Origin of the sequence: Pseudomonas fluorescens (assembly GCF_900215245.1) — a bacterium.
Classification (GTDB): Bacteria; Pseudomonadota; Gammaproteobacteria; order Pseudomonadales; family Pseudomonadaceae; genus Aquipseudomonas; species Aquipseudomonas fluorescens.
This window is the reverse complement of record NZ_LT907842.1, coordinates 6,409,141-6,431,648: the sequence shown is the minus strand read 5'-3', so window position 1 is coordinate 6,431,648 and position 22,508 is coordinate 6,409,141. Positions and strand designations below refer to the sequence as shown.

The following is a 22,508-nucleotide window of genomic DNA, read 5'->3' as shown; positions in this document are numbered from 1 at the left end:
GCAGGGGTGGGCAAGCAGTGAAATCCATGTGAAAAATTTGCGTAGGGCTGACGGTCAGCCGTTATTCTCGTTCGGAGTCCTTCAAACGAGCGTTCTTATGTTGCAGGTGCAAGGTGTGCTGAAAAGCTACGTCACCCCGCAAGGCCCATTGCCAGTGCTGGCGGGCGTCGACTTGTACCTGAGCGAGCGTAGCAGCCTGGCGCTGATGGGCGAGTCGGGCAGCGGAAAAAGTACCTTGCTGCACTTGGTGGCCGGGCTTGATCGGGTCGACGGCGGCCGTATTCAGGTGGGCGAGCAACGTCTGGATCAACTGAGCGAGGCGCAACTGGCGCGCTGGCGTCGTACCGAAATCGGCCTGGTATTCCAGCAGTTCAACCTGATCGGCAGTTTGCGCGTCGAGGACAACCTGGCGTTCCAGGCACGCTTGGCAGGGCGCTTTGATCCGCGGTGGCAGGCGCAGTTGGTTGAGCGCCTGGGCCTGGGGGACTTGCTCAAGCGTTATCCCGAACAGCTGTCCGGCGGCCAGCAGCAGCGGGTCGCGGTAGGGCGCGCGTTGGCGTCGCGCCCGGGTTTACTGCTGGCCGATGAACCCACCGGCAATCTCGACGAAGCCACCAGTGATGATGTGCTGCAACTGTTGCTTGACCTGCTGCGCGACAGCCCCACCAGCCTGTTGATGGTCACCCACAGCCCGCGCATCGCTGCGCGCCTGGACCGGCAGGTGGTGTTGCACCGTGGGCGTGTCGTGCCTGCGGACGCGTGTTGAGATGGCGGTGTTTTATTGGGCGTTGCGCGCGCTGCTGAGCCATTGGCGGCGGCACCCGGTGCAGTTTTTCAGCGTGCTGACCGGGCTGTGGCTGGCCACTGCGCTATTGACCGGGGTGCAGGCGCTCAACAGTCAGGCGCGAGACAGCTACGCGCGTGCCAGCCAACTGATTGGCGGTGAGCCCCAGGCCAGTCTCACTGCGCCGGACGGTGCGAGCTTCCCCCAAGCACTGTTTGCCGAGCTGCGCCGCGCCGGGTGGCCGGTGTCGCCGGTGGTGCAGGGGCGTTTGCTGCTCAAGGGGCATGAGGCGCAACGCCTGCAATTGATGGGTATCGACCCGTTGTCGTTGCCTGGCGGTGGGGCGGTGGCGGGACAGCGCTTGAGCCAGGCCCAGAGGGTTGCGTTTTTCACGCCGCCGGGGCGCACGTGGATCGCCCCGCAAACCCTGTTGGCCCTGGGCTTGCGCGAAGGTGAGCAAGCGCTGACCAGCAGCGGGCAAGCCTTGCCGCCGTTTCAGGTGCAGCAGGACATGGCCCCCGGCGTGTTGTTGACCGATATCGGCTATGCCCAGCCCTTGCTGGAGATGCCTGGGCGACTGTCACGCTTACTGCTGGACAAGGCGTTTGCCGCCCGCCTTCCCACACCGCCGGCCGCGCTGCAACTTAAGCAGGCTGAGGAAAATAACCTGGCGCGCCTCACCGAAAGTTTTCACCTGAACCTCGACGCCCTGGGCTTTTTGTCCTTTGTGGTGGGGTTGTTTATCGTCCACGCGGCGATCGGCCTGGCGTTGGAGCAACGCCGTGGGCTGTTGCGCACCTTACGCGCTTGTGGGGTCAGTGCCCGGATACTGATCCTCAGCCTGGGTGTCGAACTCGGCGTATTGTCGCTGCTGGGCGGCGTGCTCGGTGTCGCGAGCGGTTACCTGTTGGCCAGCCTGTTGCTGCCGGATGTGGCCGCCAGCCTGCGCGGTCTGTACGGCGCCGAGGTACCCGGCCAATTAAGCCTGAGCCCAGGGTGGTGGCTCGCAGGATTGGGTTTGAGCCTGTTCGGCGCGTTGCTCGCGGGCGGCAGTAGCCTGTGGCGCGCGACGCGTTTGCCGTTGCTGGCGCTGGCCAATGCCCAGGCCTGGCATGAGGCTCATGGGCGCTGGTTGCGGCGTCAGGGGTGGGTGGCGGGGACCGCGCTGGTGATCGCCCTGCTGGCGCTGTGGTTGGGTGACAGCCTGGCCGCCGGGTTCGTGCTGATGGCCACGCTGTTGCTGGGGGCGGCGCTCGGCCTGCCGGTGCTGCTCAATGGGGTGTTGACGGTGGGGCTCGGGCGCAGTCGTGCGGTGCTCGGCCAGTGGTTTCTCGCCGACTGCCGCCAGCAACTGCCTGCTTGAGCCTGGCACTGATGGCATTGCTGTTGGCGCTGGCGGCGAATATTGGTGCGGGGTCGATGACCTCGGGCTTCCGCCAGACGTTCAACCATTGGCTGGAACAACGCCTGACCGCCGAGTTGTACCTCAACCCACAAAACCCGGCCCAGGCCGACCAGCTGACGACCTGGTTGGCGCAGCAACCGTTGGTACAGGCGGTGCTGCCTACGTGGCAAGTCGCGGTGCAATTGCAGGGCTGGCCGGCGGATGTATTTGGCGTGGTCGACGACCCGACCTATCGCCAGCACTGGCCATTGCTGGAGGCTACGAGCACGCCGTGGGACCGCTTACTGCAAGGCGACACCGTGATGCTCAGTGAGCAATTGGCGCGCCGTTTGAACGTGCGTCTGGGGGACGCGATTGCTATCCCCACGCCTGCGGGGCGGTGGTCACCCAACGTGGTGGGGATATACGCTGACTACGGCAACCCCAAGGGCCATCTGCTGGTCAATTCGCAGCACCTGTTGGCGCATTGGCCGACGCTGACACCGGCACGTTTCAACCTGCGGGTGCTGCCGCAAAACGTGCCGCCGCTGGTGCGTGAAATACAGCGCGTATTTGCCCTGGAGGACAGCCGCATCATCGATCAACAGCAACTCAAAGGCTGGTCGAGCCAAGTGTTCGAGCGCACCTTCGCCGCCACCGCCGCCTTGAACAGCCTCACCCTCGGCGTGGCCGGTGTGGCGTTGTTTATCAGCTTGCTGACCCAGAGCCAGAGCCGTCTGGGCCAACTCGCGCCGCTGTGGGCGCTGGGCGTGACGCGGCGGCAGTTGATGCTGCTCAACCTTGGCCAGACCTGGCTGCTGGCCGTGTTGACCCTGGTGCTGGCTTTGCCGTTGGGCCTGCTGCTGGCATGGTGCCTGGACGCAGTGATCAATGTGCAGGCGTTCGGCTGGCGTCTGCCGTTGCAGGTATTCCCGTGGCAGCTTGCCCAACTGTTGGGGTTGGCGATGCTTGCCACCTTGTTGGCGTCGGCCTGGCCGCTGTGGCAGTTGTACCGCAGCCGCCCGGCGGATTTGCTGAGGACCTTTGCCAATGAAGATTAAAGCGCTGTTGTGGGCAACGGTCGTGCTGTTGAGCGCGTGCGACAAAGTGCCGGCGCCGGAAGAAAGCTTCGCGGGCCTTGGCAGCGATGCGGCGGACTTTGCCCAAGTGGTGCCCGGTAAGGTTTTCAGCTTTCCCGAGGACCATGGCCCACATGATGGCTTTCGCATCGAATGGTGGTACGTCACTGCCAATCTCAAGGATGCGCAAGGCAACCTGTTTGGCGTGCAGTGGACATTGTTTCGCAATGCCTTGAAGGCCGGGCCTACACAGCCGGGCTGGCACGACTCGACGGTTTGGCTGGGCCATGCCGCCGTCACATCCGCGACCCGCCACTATGCCGCCGAGCGCTACGCCCGTGGCGGCATTGGCCAAGCGGGCGCTCAGGCGGTGCCGTTCAACGCCTGGATCGATGACTGGAATTTCGTCACCCGCCCAGGCGCCGCAAGCCCGTTGGCGGATATGCAACTCACGGCCCGCGGCCCGCAGTTCGCCTACGACTTGCACCTGACGTCGAACCGACCACTGGTGCTGCAGGGCGACAAGGGCTACAGCCGCAAATCTGATCAAGGGCAGGCGTCTTACTACTACAGCCAGCCGTTTTTTGCGGCGGCCGGCAGCGTCACCCTCGACGGTAAAACGTACCAGGTCAGCGGCCCCGCCTGGCTCGACCGCGAATGGAGCAGCCAACCCCTGGCAGCCAGCCAGACCGGTTGGGACTGGTTCTCGCTGCACCTGGACCGTGGCGAGCAGTTGATGCTGTTTCGCGTGCGGCAAAAGGACGGCGCGGGTTACCTGACTGGCACCTGGATCGACCAGCAGGGCCACACCCAGACCCTGCACAATGCCGATATCCAGCTCACACCACTGGCCACCACCGACATAGACGGGCGCAGTATTCCCACGCGCTGGTCGCTGAAAATTCCCGCCAAACAACTGGATATCACCCCCCTGGCCGTTAACCCGAACGCGTGGATGAACCTGAGTATTCCGTATTGGGAAGGGCCGGTGCAGTTTGACGGTGGCGTCGGGTATTTAGAGATGACGGGGTACTGACTGCGCGTGGTCTTTTTCCTGTAGGCGCGAGTTCACATCCGCCTAAAAAATACTGTACATGCATACAGTCATGTTCTACAGTCCATCCCAGGTGACCGGATGTCACCGGTCACCCGAGCTTCAATTTTTTAACTATGGATGGATAAAAAATGAAACCCACAAAAGCCCTGATGCTGGGCGCGGCCATGATGGCCTCCTGCTTGATTTCGGCCTCTGCCCTGGCCGAGCAAACCCTTCCCCAACTCACCCCCGGAACGGTCAATCAAGGTCTGATTGACGCGCTGAAACCTGGCGGCACACTGACTGCGGTGCCGATCTCGGACGAGCTGCGGCAAAAGTTTTTGGACGCCAAAAATGGCAAGGCCAAAGCCCCTTCCAAAGCGGCCAAGTCGGCGCCGTTCAACACGGCTGTCAGCGCGTTGAAAAAACCGAGCCAGGCCTCCCTTAAAAGTGCGGCTGTCGCCGCCTTTGAACCGCTGTTTCCCACCCTGGAGATCAACACGCTGTACACCATCACCGAGGTGCAAACCGGCCAGGAATTTCCTTACCACTTCAACCTGCCGCAAAACGCCCGGGTGCTGGTGCAGTTGATCGATCAGAGTGCTGGCGCCGATATGTCGCTGACCCTGTTCCGTGATGACGGCCAGGGTAATCCGCAGCTGATCGACACCTCCGACAACCCGGGCAATGCCGATGAATACCTGGGCGGCGTGCTGCCTGCGGGGGACTACTACTGGTACATGGTGGCCAAGACCGCGAACAACGCGCAGTTCAGTTTCGGCGTGGCGGTGGATACCAACATCGATGCCTTTGAGCCGAATGACAGCGCGCAAACTGCCTTTGTACTGCCGGACTCGATGAACAAGGTGACCGGTAATCTCGACAACGCCAACGACGTCGATTACTTCGACTTCAAGGCCGTACGGGGTCAAAGCGTGAGCATGTACCTGGCAGGCGATGAGAGTGGCAGCCGCAACCAGTGGATCTTCGACCGCTTCGATGGCACCAATTGGGTCACGGTGCCGGCCGGTTCCACCTCGACGTACCCGAGCGTAACGCCGGGCACGACCGTCAAGGTGCGTGTGCGTGCCAACCCTGCGGTGACGCAGGACCCGACCAAGCAGTACGCATTGAGCCTGGGCTCTACGCCACGGCTGAACACGTCGGATGTGAAGGGCGACAACATCGTGCGGGTGCCGGCATCGATCTTCTGGATGGCGACCCAGGCCGGACGCACGTTGAACTGGAGCACCAACTGGTCCGACTCCACTGGCGCACCTCTGTTGGGCGTCACGCCGATCCTGCGCGTCGACAAGCGCTTTGAGGGGACCGAGTTCCACTGGACCGACTTCAAGGCCAGCACCAACAGTGCGGGCACATCCCAGGCGAGTGCCGCGCTCGGTGAATGCTTCGGCGAATACCGCGTGCAATACCCGGACAGCAGCACCGGTGTGAAGTACAACTGGGACACCACCTTCAACTTCGGCGGCTGGCGTATCGAGTTGGACGAGTTCCCAGGCGTGGGTGTCGGCGGTGACAATGTGTCTTATGTGACCTTTGGGCACATCTGCACTCAGAACATCATCCATTGATCCGCTGATGCAGTGGAAAAGGGGCAGCCTGATCAGGCTGCCCCTTTTTTGTCAGTCACGCGCCAGCGCCAGCTTCAGCGGCAAGCGCGCCATGCTCTTACTGCTCAACGAGCCCAGGTACAACCAGTCGCCGTATTCCCGCGCGCTGGTGATCGGCGAGTAATTGCCTGTGCTGCCATCCTGCAAGTTGGCGATGACCTTGCCGTCGGTGTCCAACCCGAGCACGAAAGCTTTGTGCTCGATGGGGTTGGGCAGCACCATCAATGCCCGCACCATCACCTTGCGCAACAAGGGGTAGCCGGCGAAACCATCGAGCAATGGATTGCGTGGCGTGTACAGGGCGACCCAGAAACGCTCGTGCCCGTTGAAGCTGAGGTTGTCCGGCAAGCCTGGCAAGTTCTCGGCAAACAGATCGTGGCTGCCGGCTCGCTCGCCTTTGAGCCAATAGCGGCTGATGCGATAGGCGCCGGTTTCATTGACCAGCACATAGTTTTCATCCGGTCCCAAGGCTACGCCGTTGGCGAATTGCAGATGATCGAGCAACACCTGCGTGGTGCCGTTACTGAAGTCATACCGCAACAGGCGGCCATCGCCGCCATGCTCGATCACCGCTTCAGCGTCCTGGCCATAGCCCCAGCGGCGTGATGCATCGCTGAAATACCCATAGCGCCCACTGGCGTCGATGCTCACGTCATTGGTAAAGCCAAACGGTACGCCATTCGCGGCGCTGCTTAACGGCGTGAGTTGGCGGTTGGCATCGAGTGCAAGCAAGCCCTTGACCCCGTCAGCCACGATCAAACGCCCATCCGGGTGAAAGGCCAGGCCGAGGGTGCGGCCGCCGGTGTTGGCCAGCACCTCCAGGGTATGGCTGTCGGGCGCGGTGCGGATGATGCGACCGTCATGCAAGCCACTGATCAGAAAACCCTGCGCATCCAGCACCAGAGCCTCAGGGCCTTGAATGTCTTGTGCGCCAATCTTTTGTACGGCCTTAAGCCGCTGGTTCTCGGCGTAGGTGCCTTCCTTCATTGACGGCGCCGTGGGCGGGGACCAATTCACCGGTTGCACTTGGGTCGGCATCAGCAGCAGAAAGGTAATCACCGCAAGCGCAAGCACGAACAGTAAATGACGCGGGTTTTTGCGGCGGTGGCTCATGGCTTTTCCTGATTGTCGTGGGCGCTCGGTTCCCAGTGCAAGGTGCCGAACAGGTAGTCCATCAGCGGTAGAACGATATTGAAGTTGCGCCCTTGCATAAGCTCGCGACGGTGATGCAACGCGTGCAGTTGATGCATCTGGCGAATCCACGGCAGGCGTGCCACCGGGTGGTGAGCGGGCAGGTGTTCGCAGGCATGGAACACTTCATAGAGCAGGTAGCCGAGGATCATGCAGCCGGCAAACAGCCCGGCCACATTCGGGCTCAACTGCTTGAGCAGCCACCACGCGGGGAGGCTGATGATCAGGCTGTGCAGCACGATCAACCAGGCGGGAAACAGAATTACGCGCCAGTCCTTGGGGCTGTCGTAGGTCATGTGGCCGGGGGTGAAGAAGCTGTGATGATCACCGGTGTGGCGTGCGTAGAACAGCCGGGCGAAGGTATGTTTGCGGTGGCCGAGGTGGCGGTGGACGAGGTAAATGCACAGGTTGAAAAACACCAGGGTCAGCGGCACTGCCAGCCACTGGAGGGGAGTGATGTGCTCGGTAGAGGACCAGGCCAGGGTGATGCAGACGATGCCGTAGCCGAGCACAAAACCTGCATGCAGCCATGGGTTGTAATGGCGGTTCACTTCGCTGCGGTAGCGGCTGCGAAACGTTTCGGTGGGGTGTGCCATGGCGGGAAGCTCAGGATGTTTTTGTTGGAGGCTGAGCTTAGTTGGCGCGCGCGATTGTGCGAGTTTTTGCGCAGTGCACACCGCCTCTGTGGGCGCTGGCTTACCGGTGATGGCCTCCACTTGGAATGCCTGATGCACCGAGGTGTCTGCCTCGCCGGCCAGCCAGTTGCCCCATTTGACCGGGTTCACTTTGCAGTGCCATTGAACTCCGAGTGACCAATGGCCTCTTGCACAGCACCCATTTACTTGCTAGCTTCTCGCAAAATGTTAACGATAACATTTGCTCTAAAAATAAAAACAAAACAGAGATCCACGCCATGAAAATGCTCCCGAAAACCCTGTGTTTACTGGCTGTCAGCATCACCCTCGGCAACGCGGTCCCCGCTTTTGCCGACGCCGCCAAGCCCATTCGCATCGGCGCCTCCTTCCAGGAGATCAACAACCCCTATTTCGTCACCATGAAAAACGCCCTTGAAGAGGCGGGCGCAACCATCGGCGCGAAACTGATCATCACCGACGCCCGCCACGACGTGTCCAAGCAGGTCAGCGACGTCGAAGACATGCTGCAAAAAGGCATCGATATCCTGCTGATCAACCCGACCGATTCGGTCGGCGTGCAGTCTGCGGTCAAATCCGCCCACGCTGCCGGTGTCGTGGTGGTGGCAGTGGATGCCCAGGCCGACGGCCCGCTGGACTCTTTTGTCGGCTCGAAGAACTTCGACGCCGGCTTCCAGGCGTGTGAGTACCTGGCTAAAAACATTGGCGACAAAGGCAATATCGCGATCCTCGACGGCATCGCCGTGGTGCCGATCCTCGAACGTGTACGCGGTTGCAAAGAGGCCGTGGCCAAGCACCCCGACATCAAGATCGTCAGCGTCCAGAACGGCAAGCAGGAACGTGACCAGGCGCTGACCGTCACCGAAAACATGCTGCAGGCCCAGCCCACGCTCAAGGGTATTTTCAGTGTGAATGACAACGGCTCCCTCGGTGCACTCTCGGCCATCGAAGCCAGTGGGCTGGACGTGAAGCTGGTCAGCGTCGACGGCGCACCCGAAGCAATCAAGGCGATCCAGAAACCCGGCAGCAAATTCATCGCCACCTCGGCGCAATACCCCCGCGACCAGATCCGCCTCGCCCTGGGCATCGCCCTGGCCAAGAAGTGGGGCTCGCAAGTGCCCGCCACTCTGCCGGTGGACATCACCTTGATCGACCAGGCCAAGGCCAAGGACTTCAGCTGGTAATTCGCCCAGGCCCCACGCCAACCCGTGGGGCTTAAGGTCACCTACTGAATACGAGGTCGGCGGTATGAGCAGTCTTCTGAAGCTGGAAAATATCTGTAAGCGTTACCCGGGTGTGCAGGCCCTCAAAGCCATCAACCTGCAAGTGGAGCGCGGCGAAATCCATGCCCTGCTCGGCGAAAATGGCGCGGGCAAATCGACCCTGATGAAGATCCTCGGCGGCGTCGAGCATCAGGACGAGGGGCAAATCCTGATCAACGGCCAGGTGCAGCAGTTCGCGACCTACCGTGATGCGATTGCCGCCGGTATCGGCATCGTGTTCCAGGAATTCAGCCTGATTCCCTACCTCACGGCGGTGGAAAACATCTTCCTCGGCCACGAGCTGAGCAACCGCTTTGGCCTGTTGCGCAAGCGCGAGATGGTCGAAGCATCGGAGGCGTTGTTCAAGCGCCTGGGCGTGACGATCGACCTGCAATGTGCGGTCAAGCACCTGAGTGTGGCCGAGCAGCAGTTTGTCGAAATCGCCAAGGCGCTGGCCCTGGATGCGCGCTTGCTGGTGCTTGATGAGCCGACGGCAACCCTCACGCCCAGTGAAGCCGAGCTGCTGTTCGAGATCATGCGCGAACTCAAGCGCCAGGGCGTGGCGGTGATTTTTATCTCGCACCACCTGGAGGAGATTTTCCAGGTCTGCGACCGCATCAGCGTGCTGCGTGACGGCGGCAATGTGGGCGTGACCGATGTGGCCGACAGCGATATCGACCGCCTGGTCGAGATGATGGTCGGCCGCCGCCTGGAATGCAGCTTTCCAGCCAAGCCGACTGCCGAGCGCGGCCCGCTGTTGCTGGAGGTCAAGGACATCCAGCTGGTGCGCAACGGCCCCCACAACAGCTTCCAGCTGCACAAAGGCGAGATCCTCGGCTTCGCCGGGCTGGTGGGCTCAGGCCGCACCGAACTGGCGCTGGGCATGATGGGCGCGCTGCCGTCGGTGAGCAAAGACGTATGGCTGCGCGGCGAAAAAATCACCCTCGACGACCCGGGCCAGGCCCTGGCCCATGGCATCGGCCTGCTCCCGGAAAGCCGCAAGAGTGAAGGGCTGATCACCGACTTCAGCATTCGCGAAAACATCACCCTGAACAACCTGCGCAAATACCAGAACACTGGCGGCTTGATCGATAAGGGCCGCGAATGCGCCAGCGTCGACAGCCTGATGAAGCAGCTGTCGATCAAAGCCCCCAGCGGTGAGAGCCGGGTGTTCAACCTCAGCGGCGGCAACCAGCAAAAGGTGGTGATTGCGCGCTGGATCAACCACCACTGCGACGTGCTGGTGTTCGACGAGCCCACCCGTGGCATCGATGTTGGCGCCAAGGCACAGATCTACGCACTCATGCGCAGCCTTACCGAACAGGGCTACGCAATCATCATGATTTCCTCCGAATTGCCGGAAGTCATCGGCATGTGCGACCGCGTCGCCGTGTTCCACAAGGGCGCCATCGTCAAGGTACTCGAAGCGTCCGCCGTCAATCCTCAAGAGGTCATGCGCCATGCAACAGGGGGCTCAAGTGAATACGTCCATTAACACCGGCGACACCGGCCGACTGCGCCTGAACCTGGCGCGGCTGCTGCGTTCGCCGGCGTTTTATCCCTTTGTCGGGCTGGTGGTGGTGACCCTGGTGATGATTCTTGCCAGCGACACCTTCCTCACCGCCAGCAATCTGTCGAACATCGCCCGCCAAGTGTCGATCAACGCGATTATTGCGGTGGGCATGACCTGCGTGATTCTCACCGGCGGCATCGACCTGTCGGTGGGGCCGGTGATGGCGCTGTCCGGCACCCTGACCGCCGGCCTGATGGTCGCGGGGCTGCCGCCGGGCCTGGCGATTGGCGCCGGGATGTTGATCGGCGTGGCCTTTGGCATCGGCAACGGGCTGTTCGTCGCCTACCTGCATATGCCGCCGATCATCGTCACCCTGGCGACCATGGGCATCGCCCGTGGCCTGGGCCTGATGTACACCGACGGTTACCCGATCTCCGGGCTGCCGGAGTGGTTCGGCTTTTTCGGCCGCCAGAGCCTGTTCGGCATCGAAGTGCCGATCCTGATCATGCTGATCACCTACTTTGCCGCCTACGTGTTGCTGCAACACACGCGCATCGGCCGCTACATCTACGCCATCGGCGGCAATGAAGAAGCGGTGCGTTTGTCCGGGGTGCGCGCGGCGCGATTCAAGTTGCTGGTGTACGGCATCAGCGGCCTGACGGCGGCGATTGCCGGGCTGGTGCTGACTTCACGCCTGATGAGCGGCCAGCCGAATGCCGGCGTGTCATTCGAGCTGGATGCGATTGCGGCCGTGGTGCTCGGCGGCGCCTCGATTGCCGGCGGGCGCGGCGTGATCGTCGGCACGTTGCTCGGCGCGATGTTGCTCGGCGTATTGAACAACGGCCTGAACATGCTCGGCGTCTCGCCCTACGTCCAGAGTGTGATCAAGGGCGCAATCATCTTGCTGGCGATCTTTATCAGCCGTCAGCGCCATAAATAAACTCCTCTCAAGACAGGATCGAACACCATGGACAAGCACACCGAAATGCAAGCCGTCGTCTGCCACGGCCCCAAGGACTACCGCCTGCAACGCATCGGCAAACCCCAGGCACGCCCCAATGAACTGGTGATCCGCATCGCCGCCTGCGGCATCTGCGCCAGCGACTGCAAATGCCACTCGGGGGCGGCGATGTTCTGGGGCGGCGACAACCCGTGGGTCAAGGCGCCCGTGGTGCCGGGCCACGAATTTTTTGGCTACGTGGTGGAAGTCGGCGAGGGCGCTGAAGAGCACTTTGAAGTGGCGGTTGGCGACAAGGTCATCGCCGAACAGATCGTGCCGTGCAGCAAGTGCCGCTTCTGCAAGTCGGGTAAATACTGGATGTGCGAGGTGCACAACATCTTTGGCTTCCAGCGTGAAGTGGCCGAAGGCGGCATGGCCCAGTACATGCGCATTCCCAAGACCGCCATCGTGCACAAGATTCCGGAGTCGGTATCGCTGGAAGATTCGGCGCTGGTGGAGCCGATGGCCTGCTCGATTCATACCGTCAACCGTGGCGAAATCCAGCTGGATGACGTGGTGGTGATCGCCGGTGCGGGCACCCTCGGGCTGTGCATGGTCCAGGTGGCCGCGTTGAAGACCCCGAAAAAACTGGTGGTGATCGACATGGTCGATGAGCGCCTCGAACTGGCCAAGCAATTCGGCGCCGACGTGGTGATCAACCCATCCCGCGACAACGCCCGTGAGATCATCAACGGCCTCACCGACAGCTACGGCTGCGACGTGTACATCGAAACCACCGGCGTACCGGCCGGCGTGACCCAGGGCCTGGACCTGATCCGCAAACTCGGGCGTTTTGTCGAGTTCAGCGTATTCGGTGCCGAAACCAGTGTCGACTGGTCGATCATCGGCGACCGCAAAGAGCTCGACGTACGCGGCGCGCACCTGGGCCCGTATTGCTACCCGATTGCCATCGACCTGTTCGAGCGCGGCCTGGTCACCTCCAAAGGCATCGTCACTCACGACTTCCCGCTGGATCACTTTGCCGAAGCGTTCGAGTTGGCCAACTCGACGAAGTCGATCAAGGTGCTGTTGAAACCGGTGCTTTGAGATGAACTATGTCATGGGTGTCGACATTGGAACCCAGAGCACCAAGGCGCTGCTGGTGGATGCTCAAGGCACGATCATCGCCCAGCACAGCCAGGGGTATCGCGTCGATACCCCGAAAGTGCGCTGGGCCGAGCAATGGCCGCAGGTCTGGCTCGACGCGGTCGAGGCCTGCGTGGCGCAGTGCATGGCCAAGGCCGGGGTGGCAGCAGAGCAGGTCAAGGCGCTGTGCATCAGCAGCCTGTACGGCGGCTCGGGGATTGCCGTGGATGCGCAGATCACGCCGCTGCACCCGTGCCTGATCTGGATGGACCGCCGTGCCGGCGAGCAGGTGGCCTGGGTGCGCGAGCATGTTGACCTTGAACGCTTGTTCGCGGTCACCGGCAACTCGGTGGACAGCTACTACGGCTTCACCAAGATGCTCTGGCTCAAGCAGCATCAGCCGCAAGTATGGGCCAACACGCGTTACCTGCTGCCGCCCAACAGCTATATCAACTGGTGCCTTACCGGTGAACTGGCAGTGGACCACAGCAGCGCCGGCAATATCGGCGGCGTCTATGACGTGGCGCAGCGCGGCTGGTCCGAAGACATGCTCGCAGCACTGCAGATACCGCTGGCAATGATGCCTGAGCGGTTGGTGTATTCCGGCGAGGTGGTGGGTGGGCTGCTGGAGACCTGGGCCGCGCGCCTGGGCCTGCAGGCAGGCACACCGATTCTCGCCGGTGGCGTGGACGCGGCGATGGCGACCCTGGCCGCAGGCGTTACGCAGCCGGGCAACCATGTGGCAATGATCGGCACCAGCATGTGCTGGGGCTATCTGAACCAGCACGTCGACGCACGCCACGGCCTGGTGAGCATGCCCCACGTCTATAACGGCCATCGGGACCTGTACATCTTCGGCGGTGCAATCACCGCCGGGGCATCGGTCAGCTGGTTTCGCGAGCAGTTCTGCCAGGCCGAAGAGCAACAGGCCAAGGCTACTGGCCAGGACAGTTTGGCGTTGCTGGAACAGCGCGCGATGAAGATCCCGGCAGGCAGCGAAGGCTTGTTGTTCCTGCCGTACTTGATGGGCGAACGCAGCCCGGTGTGGGATGACCGTGCCAGCGGCAGTTTTGTCGGGCTGAACCTGTATCACAGCCGCATTCACCTGTACCGCGCGGTGCTCGAGGGGGTGAGTTTTGCCCTGCGGCACAATATCGAAGCCGGCACCCAGGGCGCGCAATCACTGGACCCGCGGCTGATTGTGGTCGGTGGCGCGAGTCATTCGGATTTGTGGATGCAGATTATTACGGACATCACGCGGTACCCGGTTTACACCATCGTGCAAGAAGTTGAGGCGGCAATGGGCGCGGCGTTGCTGGCTGCGCATACGCTGGGGTTGGTGAGCGATGCGCAGATGGACAAGGGCTGGGTGCAATTGGAACTGCGCGCGCAGCCCAAGCGCGAGAATGTCGTGACCTATGACCGCGCGTTTGGCGAGTATTTGAAGCTGTATCCCGCGTTGAAACCGATCATGCACAGCTTGCAATCCGATTGATTCAACACGGTCCGAATGTGGGAGCTGGCTTGCCTGCGATAGCGGTGTATCAGTGGCAAATGGGCTAACTGGCCCACCGTAATCGCAGGCAAGCCAGCTCCCACAGTGGACCTTTATTGTCTATGGAAGAGTGACCATGACCACCACCTTCAACTTCACCCACCGGCGCATTCTCGTCACCGGTGCCACCAGCGGCATCGGCCATGAGATTGCCCTTCAGCTCATCAACAGCGGCGCCGAAGTCTTCGCCCTCGGCCGCGACGCCGAGGCCTTGGCCAGGTTGGGCTGCCACGCGGTGTGCGTGGACATCGCCGACAGCGCCGCCCTCGACAACGCCCTGCATGACCTGCCGCCACTGCACGGCCTGGTCAACTGCGCCGGTATTTCCCGGCTTGAACCCGCCGCCGCGATCAGCGCCGCCGCCTTCGATCAGGTGATGCACGTAAACGCCCGTGCCGCCGCCCAGGTCGCCAGCCGGGTCGCGGCAAAAATGATCGAGGCGAAGCTCGCCGGCAGCATCGTCAACGTCTCCAGCCAGGCTTCGTTGGTCGCCCTCGACGATCACCTCAGCTACTGCGCCTCCAAAGCTGCCCTGGACGCCATCACCCGCGTGCAATGCGCCGAGTGGGGCCGCTTCGGCATTCGCGTCAACAGCGTCAACCCCACGGTCACCCTCACGCCGATGGCCGCCATGGCCTGGTCCGACCCAGCCAAGCGCGATCCGGCGTTGGCGGCCATTCCCTTGGGGCGTTTTGCTCAGACGCTGGACGTGGCGCTACCGGTGCTGTTCCTGCTCAGCGATGCCGCCGGCATGATCAGCGGCGTGAGCCTGCCGATCGATGGCGGCTACACCAGTCGCTAGCCGTTTTCCAACTGGCCGGCGATGACCACCTTGTCCCGTGGCTTGTACGGGTCTTCCAGGCGGTCAAGCAGCAGGCGTACCGCGCTGCTGCCGGCCAGGGAGGCGTCGTGGGCCACGCAGGCGATTGGCACGCCAAAGATATCGGCGAAGGGCAGGCGGTCGATGCCGCAGATGGTCAGGCTGTCATGGGGGATGTTGTGCATGCGCAACGCGCGCAGGGCACCGAGGGTGATCAACTGGTTAAAACCCATGATCGCGTCCGGCGCCGAGTGTTCGGCGAGGTAGTCGAGGGTATGCAGGTAAGACGGCATCAGCGTGTAGTCGCCAGCCTGCACTTCGACCTGTACGTGCGGATGTTCAGCGAGCACTTCGCGCAGGCCCTTGAGGCGCTCCACGGTGATCCGTGAATGCTCGGGGCCGGTCAGCACCAGCAGGCGCTTGAGGTCGGGCGTCTGGCGCAACAGGTAGTGCGCGGCCTGAATGCCGCTGTGGTAATTGTCGAGCACCACGCGGCTGAACGGGCTGTCGTGGATCGTACGGTCGAGCAGCACCACCGGGGTCTTGCCGTTGCCCAGCCGCTCCAGGTAATCGGGCTGGTAGCTCGGCTCATCAGAGACCGGCGACAGGATGATCCCGGCCACGCGGTAGCCCAGCAACGTGTCGACGGCTTTGCTTTCCAGCTCCGCCAGCTCGTCGGTGTCCACCAGCATGATGGTGTAGCCGTGCTGCTTCGCCTCGCGGGAAATCGCCTTGATCATTTCGCTGTAGAACGGGTTGTCCACCGACGCGGTGATCACGCCAATGATCAGGCTTTCACTGCGTTTGAGCCCACGGGCGAAGGCGTTGGGCACATAGTCCAACTCCCGCGCGACGTCGAGGATGCGCGCCAGCGTGGCGGGTTTGACCTGGTCAGGTTTGTTCAGCGCTCGCGAGACCGTGATAGTGGTCATGCCGACCCGTTTGGCAATGTCGCTGATGGTGACGGACTTTTTCTTGTTCATCGATAAGGCTGCGAAAGGAAACACCCGCAGGCTAGCACGCGCCGTGGTGTACGGTGATTCAAATCAGCGGGTCCCAGCGTTGTGACCAGTCACTTTCGGCTTTGACCACCTCGCGCAGCAGCGCCAGCGCCTGCTGCAACACGGCACTGTCGCGCGCCCGTGAGTACACCAGGTAGGTCGGGAAACTGAATTCCGGCGCCTTCGGCACCCGCTGCATCACGCCGCTGTCCAGGTAGCTCTGCACCACGCGCGTGCGGAAATACCCGGCGCCGCCATTCTCCAGGATGTACTGCAACGCCAGCGGCCCGAGGTTGAAGCTCAGCGCTGCACGGGCTTTGTCGGGCAGCGCGGCATCATGCTGCTGGCGAAAGCCCGGGCCCCAGTCAATGTAGATATACGGCGCCGGCTTGCTCACCCGTTGCACCAGGATCAGTTTTTCTTCCAGCACCTGTTCCACCTGCAACCCCGGCCAGTACTGCGGTTGGAACACTAATGCGGCATCCAGCACACCCAGTTCCAACTGGCGCAGCAGGTACTCGCCTTCGCGTATTTCGGTGCGCAGCGCGTGCCCTGGGATATGTTCGCGCAGGGCCTGCGCCCAGCCGAGCATCAGCGGGTTGCACAGGCTGACCTCGCCGCCGATATGCAGCACGTTGCGGTAGCCATCCGGCAGCGGCAGGTCACGCTTGGCGGCTTCCCAGGTTTGCAGCAATTGGTTGGCGTACACCACAAAGGCTTCGCCATCGGCGGTCAACCGCGCACCGGCGCGGTTGCGCACAAACAGCGTGCTGCCCAACTGGCTCTCGAGGTTTTTTACGCGTGCGGTGATGGCGGTCTGGGTGACGTGCAGTTTCTCGGCCGTCGCAGCCAGGCTGCCGCAGCGGGTGATTTCGAGAAACGTGCGTGCCAGTTCGATGTCCATAAGCGTCCCGGGTGATGAAGAGGGACAGTGTAATGGAATGTGCTTGAAACGGTGGGCGCCGGCGTGCCGGCGCCCACCGTTGATTGCCTTTCAGCTCAAGCTCGGCTGAGCGTTATTGAAGACCGATGGACCAGCTGTGTGTGGTCTGGTCGTCGTGGCGCTGTTCAAGGTCATCTTCATACTGGCAGCGCGGGCCTTTGCAGGCGTACTCGAATGTCACCGGCGGCTTGGTCTTGACCGGGAATAACGAGGTGGCGGTCGCGGGGGCGTCGTGTGGCGCTGCCTCGGTGACAGGTGCTTCGTACGTCAAGTCCAGCGCGCTGGCGTGGGCCATGGCCGGCAGGAGGGCGAGTACGGCACTCGCCAGAACGGTCCTGGTGAATCGCATTGGAAACAATCCGCGCAAAAAAAGAGGCGCGAATTATAAGCCAAACGCGACCGGAGGTGCACAGGGCCGTCCCCGGTCGAAAGCTGCGGTTCAGAGTAGGCGCGGTGCGGCAAGGTGTTCGGTGGGGAATGCCTTGGCATACACCTGGCAAACCCGCAGCACCTGCTCATCGGCAAATCGCGCGCCCACCACATGCAAGCCCACCGGCAAGCCATTCGGGGCCAACCCGCACGGCACTGACGCCGTCGGTTGCTGCGTGAGGTTGAAGGGATAGGTAAACGGCGTCCACTCCATCCATTCCTGCATGCCCGAACCCGGTGGCACGTTGTGCCCGGCTTCAAACGCAGTGATCGGCATCATCGGCGAGACCAGCACGTCGTAGTGCTGATGGAACGCCGCCATCCTGGCGACCAGTGCCGCGCGGGCTTCGAGGGCCGCGCTGTAGTCGCTGAGGCTGAGCTGTTCGCCGCGTTGCGCAATGCGCCGCAAACCCGGGTCCAGCAAGTGTTTTTGCGCCTCGCTCATCGGCCCGGTCAGGCGTGCGGCGCCGGCGGCCCACAAGGTGCTGAACACCTCCAGTGGGTCGCTGAAGCCCGGGTCGATCTGCTCGACATGCGCGCCCAATTGCACCAGGCCCTCAACCGCTTGGGCGACCACCTTGGCGACGTGCGGATCAACATCCACGTAGCCGAAGGTCGGGCTGTAGGCGACTCGCAGGCCTTTGAGGTGCGTACCTGGCGTGAGCCACGGGGTGGTGCGCGGTGCGCCGATCAGGCCATCGCGTGCATCCGGTTGAGCGACGGTTTGCAGCATCAGCACACTGTCTTCGACGGTGCGGGTCATCGGCCCCAGGTGCGACAGGATCGTCATGGAGCTGGCCGGCCATTGCGGTACGTAACCAAAAGTTGGCTTGATACCGAAGGTGCCGGTGAAGGCGCACGGAATTCGGATCGAGCCACCGGCATCGCTGCCTTGGTGCAGCACGCCAAGGTTCAGCGCTGCCGCCGCACCGGCGCCACCTGACGAGCCGCCCGCCGTGGTGCGGGTGTCCCATGGGTTGCGGGTGATGCCGTACAACGGGTTATCGGTGACGCCTTTCCAGCCGAATTCAGGTGTGGTGGTCTTGCCCAGCAGTACCGCGCCGGCTTTGCGCATCAAGGCCGAGAAGGGCGCGTCCACGTCCCATGGGCCTTCGGGTGAGGAGGTGCGTGAACCCTTGCGGGTGGGCATGCCAATCGTCAATGTGAGGTCTTTGATGGAGGCAGGCACCCCATCGAGTGCGCCGCACGGTTGGCCCTTGAGCCAGCGTTGCTCCGACGCCCGCGCAGCCTGCAATGCCCCTTCAGGGTCGACATGGCAGTAGGCATTCACCATCGGGTTGTAGCGTTCGATACGCAGCAAGGCGTCCTCGGTGACGTCCACCGGCGACAGGGTTTTGTCCCGAAAGTGCTTCAGCAGTTGCACTGCCGTCAGTTGGCCAATCTCACTCATGCCAGATCCCCCTGGGCTGCGTTGACCATGGCGCGCAGCAACACCGCACAGCCCGCCGCGAGGTCATCCGGCGCAGCGTTTTCGATTTCGTTGTGGCTGATGCCGCCTTCGCACGGCACAAAGATCATCCCGGCCGGGCCGAGTTCGGCGACGAAAATGGCGTCATGCCCGGCGCCGCTGACGATGTCCATATGGCTCAAGCCCAGGGTCATCGCGGCGTCACGCACGGCGTTGACGCAGGCCGGGGCGAAGTCCAGTGGCGGGAAGTCGGCGGTGGGTGTCAGTTCAACACTCAGGCCGTGGCGTTGGGCCGTGGCTTCGATCACGCCGCGCACCTCATCCACCATGGCCTGCAAGGTGTCGGCATGCAGGTGGCGCAGGTCGATGGTCATGTGCACCTGGCCAGGAATCACGTTGCGCGACCCTGGGTGCAGGTTCAGGCAGCCGACGGTGCCACAGGCGTGAGGCTGTTGCTGATGGGCGATACGGTTGACCGCGCTGACCACTTCGGCGGCCCCTACCAGGGCGTCCTTGCGCAGGTGCATCGGCGTGGGGCCGGCGTGGGCTTCAACGCCGGTGAGGGTCAGGTCGAACCACTTCTGGCCGAGGCAGCCCATGACCACGCCAATCGTGGTGGCCTGGTCTTCCAACACTGGCCCTTGCTCGATATGCGCCTCGAAATACGCGCCCACCGGGTGGCCGAGCACCGCACGCGAACCGGCATAGCCGATACGCTGCAGTTCGGCGCCCACCGACAGGCCCTGGTCGTCGAGTTTGGCGAGGGTGTCCTGCACGTCGAACTTACCGGCAAACACCCCGGAGCCCATCATGCATGGCGGGAAACGCGAGCCCTCTTCGTTGGTCCACACCACCACTTCGATCGGCGCTTGCGTCTCCAGCTGCAAGTCATTGAGTGTGCGGATCACTTCCAGCCCGGCCATCACCCCGTAGCAGCCGTCGAACTTGCCGCCGGTAGGTTGGGTGTCGATATGGCTGCCGGTCATGACCGGGGGCAGGGCGGGGTTACGCCCGGCGCGGCGTGCAAAGATATTCCCGATGGCGTCGACACTGACGCTGCACCCGGCCGCCTCGCACCAGTGCACGAACAGGTCGCGGGCCTGGCGGTCGAGGTCGGTGAGCGCCAGGCGGCACACGCCGCCTTTGACGGTGGCGCCGAGCTGGGCGAGGTCCATCAACGATTGCCACAGGCGGTCGCGGTTGATCAGCGGGGCGTTGCTCTTGAGGGGGTGCGCAAAACTGTTCATGTGCAATCTCCGGTCAGGCACTCAGGGCCAGGTAGCGGTTCTTGATCGTCGGGTCGGCGCGGAAGGCGGCGGCGCTGCCTTCGTACACCACGCGGCCCTGTTCGAGCACGTAATGGCGGTCGGCGAGCTTGTCGCAGACCATCAGGTTCTGTTCCACCAGCAGCACCGGCAGGCCGTCGTCCTTGACCTTGCGCAGGATCTTCACCAGTTCGTCGACGATCACCGGGGCCAGGCCTTCGGTGGGTTCGTCGAGGATCAGTAACTTGGGGTCGTTGAGCAGGGCGCGGGCGATGGCGAGCATCTGTTGTTCGCCACCGGACAGAGCGTGGCCGGCGTTCTTACGGCGCTCCTTGAGGCGCGGGAACATGCCGTACACGTCCTCCATCTGCCAGCGGCTGGTCTTGCGCACCGCGATGCGCAGGTTTTCCTCGACGGTCAGCAGGCGGAAGATCCCGCGGTTCTCCGGGACCAATGCCAGGCCCTGACGAGCGATTTCAAAGATTTTTTGCCCGACCAGCGCCTGGCCGTTGAAGTGAATCTGGCCCTGACGCGGGCAGATAATCCCCAGGATGCTGCGCAAGGTGGTGGTCTTGCCGGCGCCATTGCGCCCCAGCAGCGTGACCAATTCGCCGGGATTGACGGTCAACGACACGCCTTCGAGTACATGGCTTTTGTCGTAGTAGGAATGGATATTCTCGACGATCAGCATCAGGCGGCCTCTCCCAGGTAAGCAGTGCGCACGCGTTCATCGGCGCGCACGAATTCCGGCGTGCCTTCCACCAGGATTTGCCCGTGGCTCATCACCGTGATGCGTTGGCTGATGGACATGACGATGCTCATGTTGTGTTCGATCAGCAGCACCGTGTGGTCGCGGCCGAGGTCGCTGATCAGTTGGGTCATGATCGGGATGTCATCGATGCCCATGCCCGAGGTGGGCTCGTCAAGCATCAACAGCTTTGGTTTGGAGCAGATCGACATACCCACCTCCAGCACGCGCTGCTGGCCGTGGGACAACTCGCCGGCCAGGGTGCCGGCGCGGGCCGTGAGTTGCAGGCGTTCGAGCACCTGGTCTGCCATCTCCAGGTGTTCGCGCTTGCTGTCCACCTGGCGCCAGAAATTCAGCGCCCTGGCACCGTCGCGGCCTTGTGCAGCCAGGCGCAGGTTCTCGCGCACGCTGAGGTTCTGGAACAGGCTGGTGAGCTGGAACGAGCGCGCCATGCCCAGGCCGACACGGGCGTGAGCGGGCTTGCGCATCAGGTTCTTGCCGTCGAAATGAATCGCCCCGGCGGTGGCCTGGCGTTCGCCGGTCAGGCAGTGGAACAGGCTGGTCTTGCCCGCGCCATTAGGGCCGATGATGGTGTGGATGGTGCCGGCTTCGACCTTGAGGTTAACGCCGTTCACCGCGTGGAACGCGCCATAGGCCAGTTCCAGGTCTTTGGTTTCCAGCAGGATGCTCATAGCCCTTCCTCCTTGACGACGGCGGCGGTTTTGCGGCTGCCGCGTACGCGTTCGAACAGCGCCGACAAACCGCCCCACAAGCCACCACGCATGAAGATCACCACCAGGATCAGAATCACCCCGAGCAGCATCAGCCAGCGCGGCCACAGGTCGGAGAGGAAGTCCCCCAGCAGTACGATGGAACCTGCGCCCAGCAACGAGCCAAACAGCGAGCCGGTGCCGCCGACGATGGTCATGATCAGGATGTTCTCGGACATCGCCAGGTCGATATTCGACAGCGGCACAAAGTGCAGCAGCATGGCGTACAGCGCGCCCGCAATCCCGGTGACCGCGCCGGACAGCACGAACACCAGGATCTTGAAATGGCGCGTGTCGTAGCCGATGGCCGAGGCGCGGGTTTCGTTTTCGCGGATCGCCATCAAGGTGCTGCCGAATGGCGACGCGATCACGCGGCGTGCGCCGATAAAGATCAACAGGAACAGCACGGCGACAAAGCCGTAGAACGCGCGGGCGTCGCTCAACGACAGCAGCACGCTGTCACCGAGGCGAATTTCCGGGCGCGGCACGCTGAGCAGGCCGTTGTCGCCGCCGGTCCAGTCGCTGAGGGTGTAGGCGACGAAGTAGGCCATCTGGCTGAACGCCAGCGTCAGCATCACGAAGTAAATACCGGTGCGTCGGATCGCCAGGGCACCTACCAACAGCGCCAGGAAACCACCGGCCACGGCGGCGCCGAGCAGGGCGGTGAACAGGCCCAGTTGCAGGTGGATCATCAGCAGCGCTGCGCAATAGGCGCCCGCTCCGAAGAAGATGCCTTGGCCAAACGACAACAGCCCGGTGTAGCCCAGCAACAGGTTGCAGGCCAGGGCGGCCATGGCAAAGATCAGGATTTCGCTGGCCAGGGTGGCCGACGGTAAAATCAGCGGCAGGCCGATCAGCACCGCCAGTACCCAGAGCAGCATGGCTTTGGACTGAGTCTTGGCAAACGGCAGGGGGTTTTTCTCGCTCAT

At 62.7% G+C, this 22,508-nt stretch carries 19 protein-coding genes and 1 pseudogene; 10 read left to right on the top strand and 10 right to left on the bottom strand.

Annotation, left to right across the window (positions count from 1 at the left end; translation table 11 throughout):
• Nucleotides 1–97: 97 nt before the first annotated feature.
• The 4 genes and pseudogenes from CPH89_RS29660 to CPH89_RS29645 all read left to right on the top strand — a co-directional run bounded on the left by CPH89_RS29660 (nt 98) and on the right by CPH89_RS29645 (nt 5,875).
• Nucleotides 98–766, top strand: coding sequence for an ABC transporter ATP-binding protein (locus tag CPH89_RS29660; protein WP_053257014.1), 669 nt, complete (start codon nt 98–100; stop codon nt 764–766).
• Between the two features lies 1 nt (nt 767).
• Nucleotides 768–3,229: pseudogene (locus tag CPH89_RS29655) on the top strand (FtsX-like permease family protein).
• A complete protein-coding gene (locus tag CPH89_RS29650) occupies nt 3,219–4,283 on the top strand; it encodes a lipocalin-like domain-containing protein (RefSeq protein WP_053257013.1) in 1,065 nt (354 codons plus the stop codon). Before CPH89_RS29655 ends, CPH89_RS29650 begins: the two are co-directional and overlap by 11 nt.
• A 149-nt stretch (nt 4,284–4,432) precedes the next feature.
• A complete protein-coding gene (locus tag CPH89_RS29645) occupies nt 4,433–5,875 on the top strand; it encodes a hypothetical protein (protein ID WP_053257012.1) in 1,443 nt (480 codons plus the stop codon).
• Nucleotides 5,876–5,926: 51 nt separating this feature from the next.
• On the opposite strand, the gene CPH89_RS29640 is transcribed toward CPH89_RS29645, so the two are convergent.
• Entirely contained in the window at nt 5,927–7,027 is a 1,101-nt protein-coding gene (locus CPH89_RS29640) for an SMP-30/gluconolactonase/LRE family protein (protein ID WP_053257011.1), read from the bottom strand.
• The gene (locus CPH89_RS29635; RefSeq protein ID WP_053258005.1) at nt 7,024–7,701 is read right to left on the bottom strand and encodes a sterol desaturase family protein; all 678 of its coding nucleotides are present in this window, start codon (nt 7,699–7,701) and stop codon (nt 7,024–7,026) included. The genes CPH89_RS29640 and CPH89_RS29635 overlap by 4 nt, the downstream gene beginning before the upstream one ends.
• Before the next feature lie 317 nt (nt 7,702–8,018).
• On the opposite strand from CPH89_RS29635, the gene CPH89_RS29630 reads away from it, so the two are divergent.
• The 6 genes from CPH89_RS29630 to CPH89_RS29605 all read left to right on the top strand — a co-directional run bounded on the left by CPH89_RS29630 (nt 8,019) and on the right by CPH89_RS29605 (nt 14,976).
• Complete coding sequence (locus tag CPH89_RS29630; RefSeq protein WP_053257010.1) at nt 8,019–8,942, top strand: substrate-binding domain-containing protein; 924 nt, start codon at nt 8,019–8,021, stop codon at nt 8,940–8,942.
• A gap of 64 nt (nt 8,943–9,006) precedes the next feature.
• The gene (locus CPH89_RS29625) at nt 9,007–10,515 is read left to right on the top strand and encodes a sugar ABC transporter ATP-binding protein (protein ID WP_053257009.1); all 1,509 of its coding nucleotides are present in this window, start codon (nt 9,007–9,009) and stop codon (nt 10,513–10,515) included.
• A complete protein-coding gene (locus CPH89_RS29620) occupies nt 10,481–11,473 on the top strand; it encodes an ABC transporter permease (protein WP_053257008.1) in 993 nt (330 codons plus the stop codon). Before CPH89_RS29625 ends, CPH89_RS29620 begins: the two co-directional genes overlap by 35 nt.
• A gap of 27 nt (nt 11,474–11,500) precedes the next feature.
• Nucleotides 11,501–12,580, top strand: coding sequence for an alcohol dehydrogenase catalytic domain-containing protein (locus tag CPH89_RS29615; protein ID WP_053257007.1), 1,080 nt, complete (start codon nt 11,501–11,503; stop codon nt 12,578–12,580).
• 1 nt (nt 12,581) lies between these two features.
• On the top strand, nt 12,582–14,114 hold the full coding sequence (locus CPH89_RS29610) for an FGGY-family carbohydrate kinase (RefSeq protein WP_053257006.1): 1,533 nt from the start codon (nt 12,582–12,584) through the stop codon (nt 14,112–14,114).
• Between the two features lie 136 nt (nt 14,115–14,250).
• Nucleotides 14,251–14,976: an SDR family oxidoreductase gene (locus CPH89_RS29605; protein ID WP_053257005.1), complete on the top strand. Its 726-nt coding sequence runs from the start codon at nt 14,251–14,253 to the stop codon at nt 14,974–14,976.
• Here the strand turns inward: CPH89_RS29605 and CPH89_RS29600 are convergent.
• The 8 genes from CPH89_RS29600 to CPH89_RS29565 form a co-directional block, all read right to left on the bottom strand.
• Nucleotides 14,973–15,977: a LacI family DNA-binding transcriptional regulator gene (locus CPH89_RS29600; RefSeq protein WP_053257004.1), complete on the bottom strand. Its 1,005-nt coding sequence runs from the start codon at nt 15,975–15,977 to the stop codon at nt 14,973–14,975. The two genes, CPH89_RS29605 and CPH89_RS29600, sit on opposite strands and share 4 nt — an antisense overlap.
• A 58-nt stretch (nt 15,978–16,035) precedes the next feature.
• Nucleotides 16,036–16,899, bottom strand: a complete 864-nt coding sequence (locus CPH89_RS29595; RefSeq protein ID WP_053257003.1) for a LysR family transcriptional regulator — start codon at nt 16,897–16,899, stop codon at nt 16,036–16,038.
• Nucleotides 16,900–17,011: 112 nt separating this feature from the next.
• Nucleotides 17,012–17,287: a hypothetical protein gene (locus tag CPH89_RS29590; RefSeq protein ID WP_069551269.1), complete on the bottom strand. Its 276-nt coding sequence runs from the start codon at nt 17,285–17,287 to the stop codon at nt 17,012–17,014.
• A 90-nt stretch (nt 17,288–17,377) separates the two neighbouring features.
• On the bottom strand, nt 17,378–18,778 hold the full coding sequence (locus CPH89_RS29585) for an amidase (RefSeq protein ID WP_053257002.1): 1,401 nt from the start codon (nt 18,776–18,778) through the stop codon (nt 17,378–17,380).
• Nucleotides 18,775–20,043, bottom strand: a complete 1,269-nt coding sequence (locus tag CPH89_RS29580) for a Zn-dependent hydrolase (RefSeq protein ID WP_053257001.1) — start codon at nt 20,041–20,043, stop codon at nt 18,775–18,777. The genes CPH89_RS29585 and CPH89_RS29580 overlap by 4 nt, the downstream gene beginning before the upstream one ends.
• A 13-nt stretch (nt 20,044–20,056) precedes the next feature.
• Nucleotides 20,057–20,752, bottom strand: a complete 696-nt coding sequence (locus tag CPH89_RS29575; RefSeq protein ID WP_053257000.1) for an ABC transporter ATP-binding protein — start codon at nt 20,750–20,752, stop codon at nt 20,057–20,059.
• Entirely contained in the window at nt 20,752–21,501 is a 750-nt protein-coding gene (locus CPH89_RS29570; protein ID WP_053256999.1) for an ABC transporter ATP-binding protein, read from the bottom strand. The genes CPH89_RS29575 and CPH89_RS29570 overlap by 1 nt, the downstream gene beginning before the upstream one ends.
• On the bottom strand, nt 21,498–22,508 hold the full coding sequence (locus tag CPH89_RS29565) for a branched-chain amino acid ABC transporter permease (RefSeq protein WP_053256998.1): 1,011 nt from the start codon (nt 22,506–22,508) through the stop codon (nt 21,498–21,500). Before CPH89_RS29565 ends, CPH89_RS29570 begins: the two co-directional genes overlap by 4 nt.

What these genes read in the sequence shown, in the direction of transcription:
- CPH89_RS29590 (WP_069551269.1), bottom strand. Translation starts at nt 17,287, where the DNA reads ATGCGATTCACCAGGACCGTTCTGGCGAGTGCCGTACTCGCCCTCCTG.
- CPH89_RS29615 (WP_053257007.1), top strand. Translation starts at nt 11,501, where the DNA reads ATGGACAAGCACACCGAAATGCAAGCCGTCGTCTGCCACGGCCCCAAG.
- CPH89_RS29605 (WP_053257005.1), top strand. Translation starts at nt 14,251, where the DNA reads ATGACCACCACCTTCAACTTCACCCACCGGCGCATTCTCGTCACCGGT.
- CPH89_RS29620 (WP_053257008.1), top strand. Translation starts at nt 10,481, where the DNA reads ATGCAACAGGGGGCTCAAGTGAATACGTCCATTAACACCGGCGACACC.
- CPH89_RS29565 (WP_053256998.1), bottom strand. Translation starts at nt 22,508, where the DNA reads ATGAGCGAGAAAAACCCCCTGCCGTTTGCCAAGACTCAGTCCAAAGCC.
- CPH89_RS29650 (WP_053257013.1), top strand. Translation starts at nt 3,219, where the DNA reads ATGAAGATTAAAGCGCTGTTGTGGGCAACGGTCGTGCTGTTGAGCGCG.
- CPH89_RS29585 (WP_053257002.1), bottom strand. Translation starts at nt 18,778, where the DNA reads ATGAGTGAGATTGGCCAACTGACGGCAGTGCAACTGCTGAAGCACTTT.
- CPH89_RS29625 (WP_053257009.1), top strand. Translation starts at nt 9,007, where the DNA reads ATGAGCAGTCTTCTGAAGCTGGAAAATATCTGTAAGCGTTACCCGGGT.
- CPH89_RS29595 (WP_053257003.1), bottom strand. Translation starts at nt 16,899, where the DNA reads ATGGACATCGAACTGGCACGCACGTTTCTCGAAATCACCCGCTGCGGC.
- CPH89_RS29580 (WP_053257001.1), bottom strand. Translation starts at nt 20,043, where the DNA reads ATGAACAGTTTTGCGCACCCCCTCAAGAGCAACGCCCCGCTGATCAAC.
- CPH89_RS29640 (WP_053257011.1), bottom strand. Translation starts at nt 7,027, where the DNA reads ATGAGCCACCGCCGCAAAAACCCGCGTCATTTACTGTTCGTGCTTGCG.
- CPH89_RS29610 (WP_053257006.1), top strand. Translation starts at nt 12,582, where the DNA reads ATGAACTATGTCATGGGTGTCGACATTGGAACCCAGAGCACCAAGGCG.
- CPH89_RS29600 (WP_053257004.1), bottom strand. Translation starts at nt 15,977, where the DNA reads ATGAACAAGAAAAAGTCCGTCACCATCAGCGACATTGCCAAACGGGTC.
- CPH89_RS29635 (WP_053258005.1), bottom strand. Translation starts at nt 7,701, where the DNA reads ATGGCACACCCCACCGAAACGTTTCGCAGCCGCTACCGCAGCGAAGTG.
- CPH89_RS29645 (WP_053257012.1), top strand. Translation starts at nt 4,433, where the DNA reads ATGAAACCCACAAAAGCCCTGATGCTGGGCGCGGCCATGATGGCCTCC.
- CPH89_RS29575 (WP_053257000.1), bottom strand. Translation starts at nt 20,752, where the DNA reads ATGCTGATCGTCGAGAATATCCATTCCTACTACGACAAAAGCCATGTA.
- CPH89_RS29660 (WP_053257014.1), top strand. Translation starts at nt 98, where the DNA reads ATGTTGCAGGTGCAAGGTGTGCTGAAAAGCTACGTCACCCCGCAAGGC.
- CPH89_RS29570 (WP_053256999.1), bottom strand. Translation starts at nt 21,501, where the DNA reads ATGAGCATCCTGCTGGAAACCAAAGACCTGGAACTGGCCTATGGCGCG.
- CPH89_RS29630 (WP_053257010.1), top strand. Translation starts at nt 8,019, where the DNA reads ATGAAAATGCTCCCGAAAACCCTGTGTTTACTGGCTGTCAGCATCACC.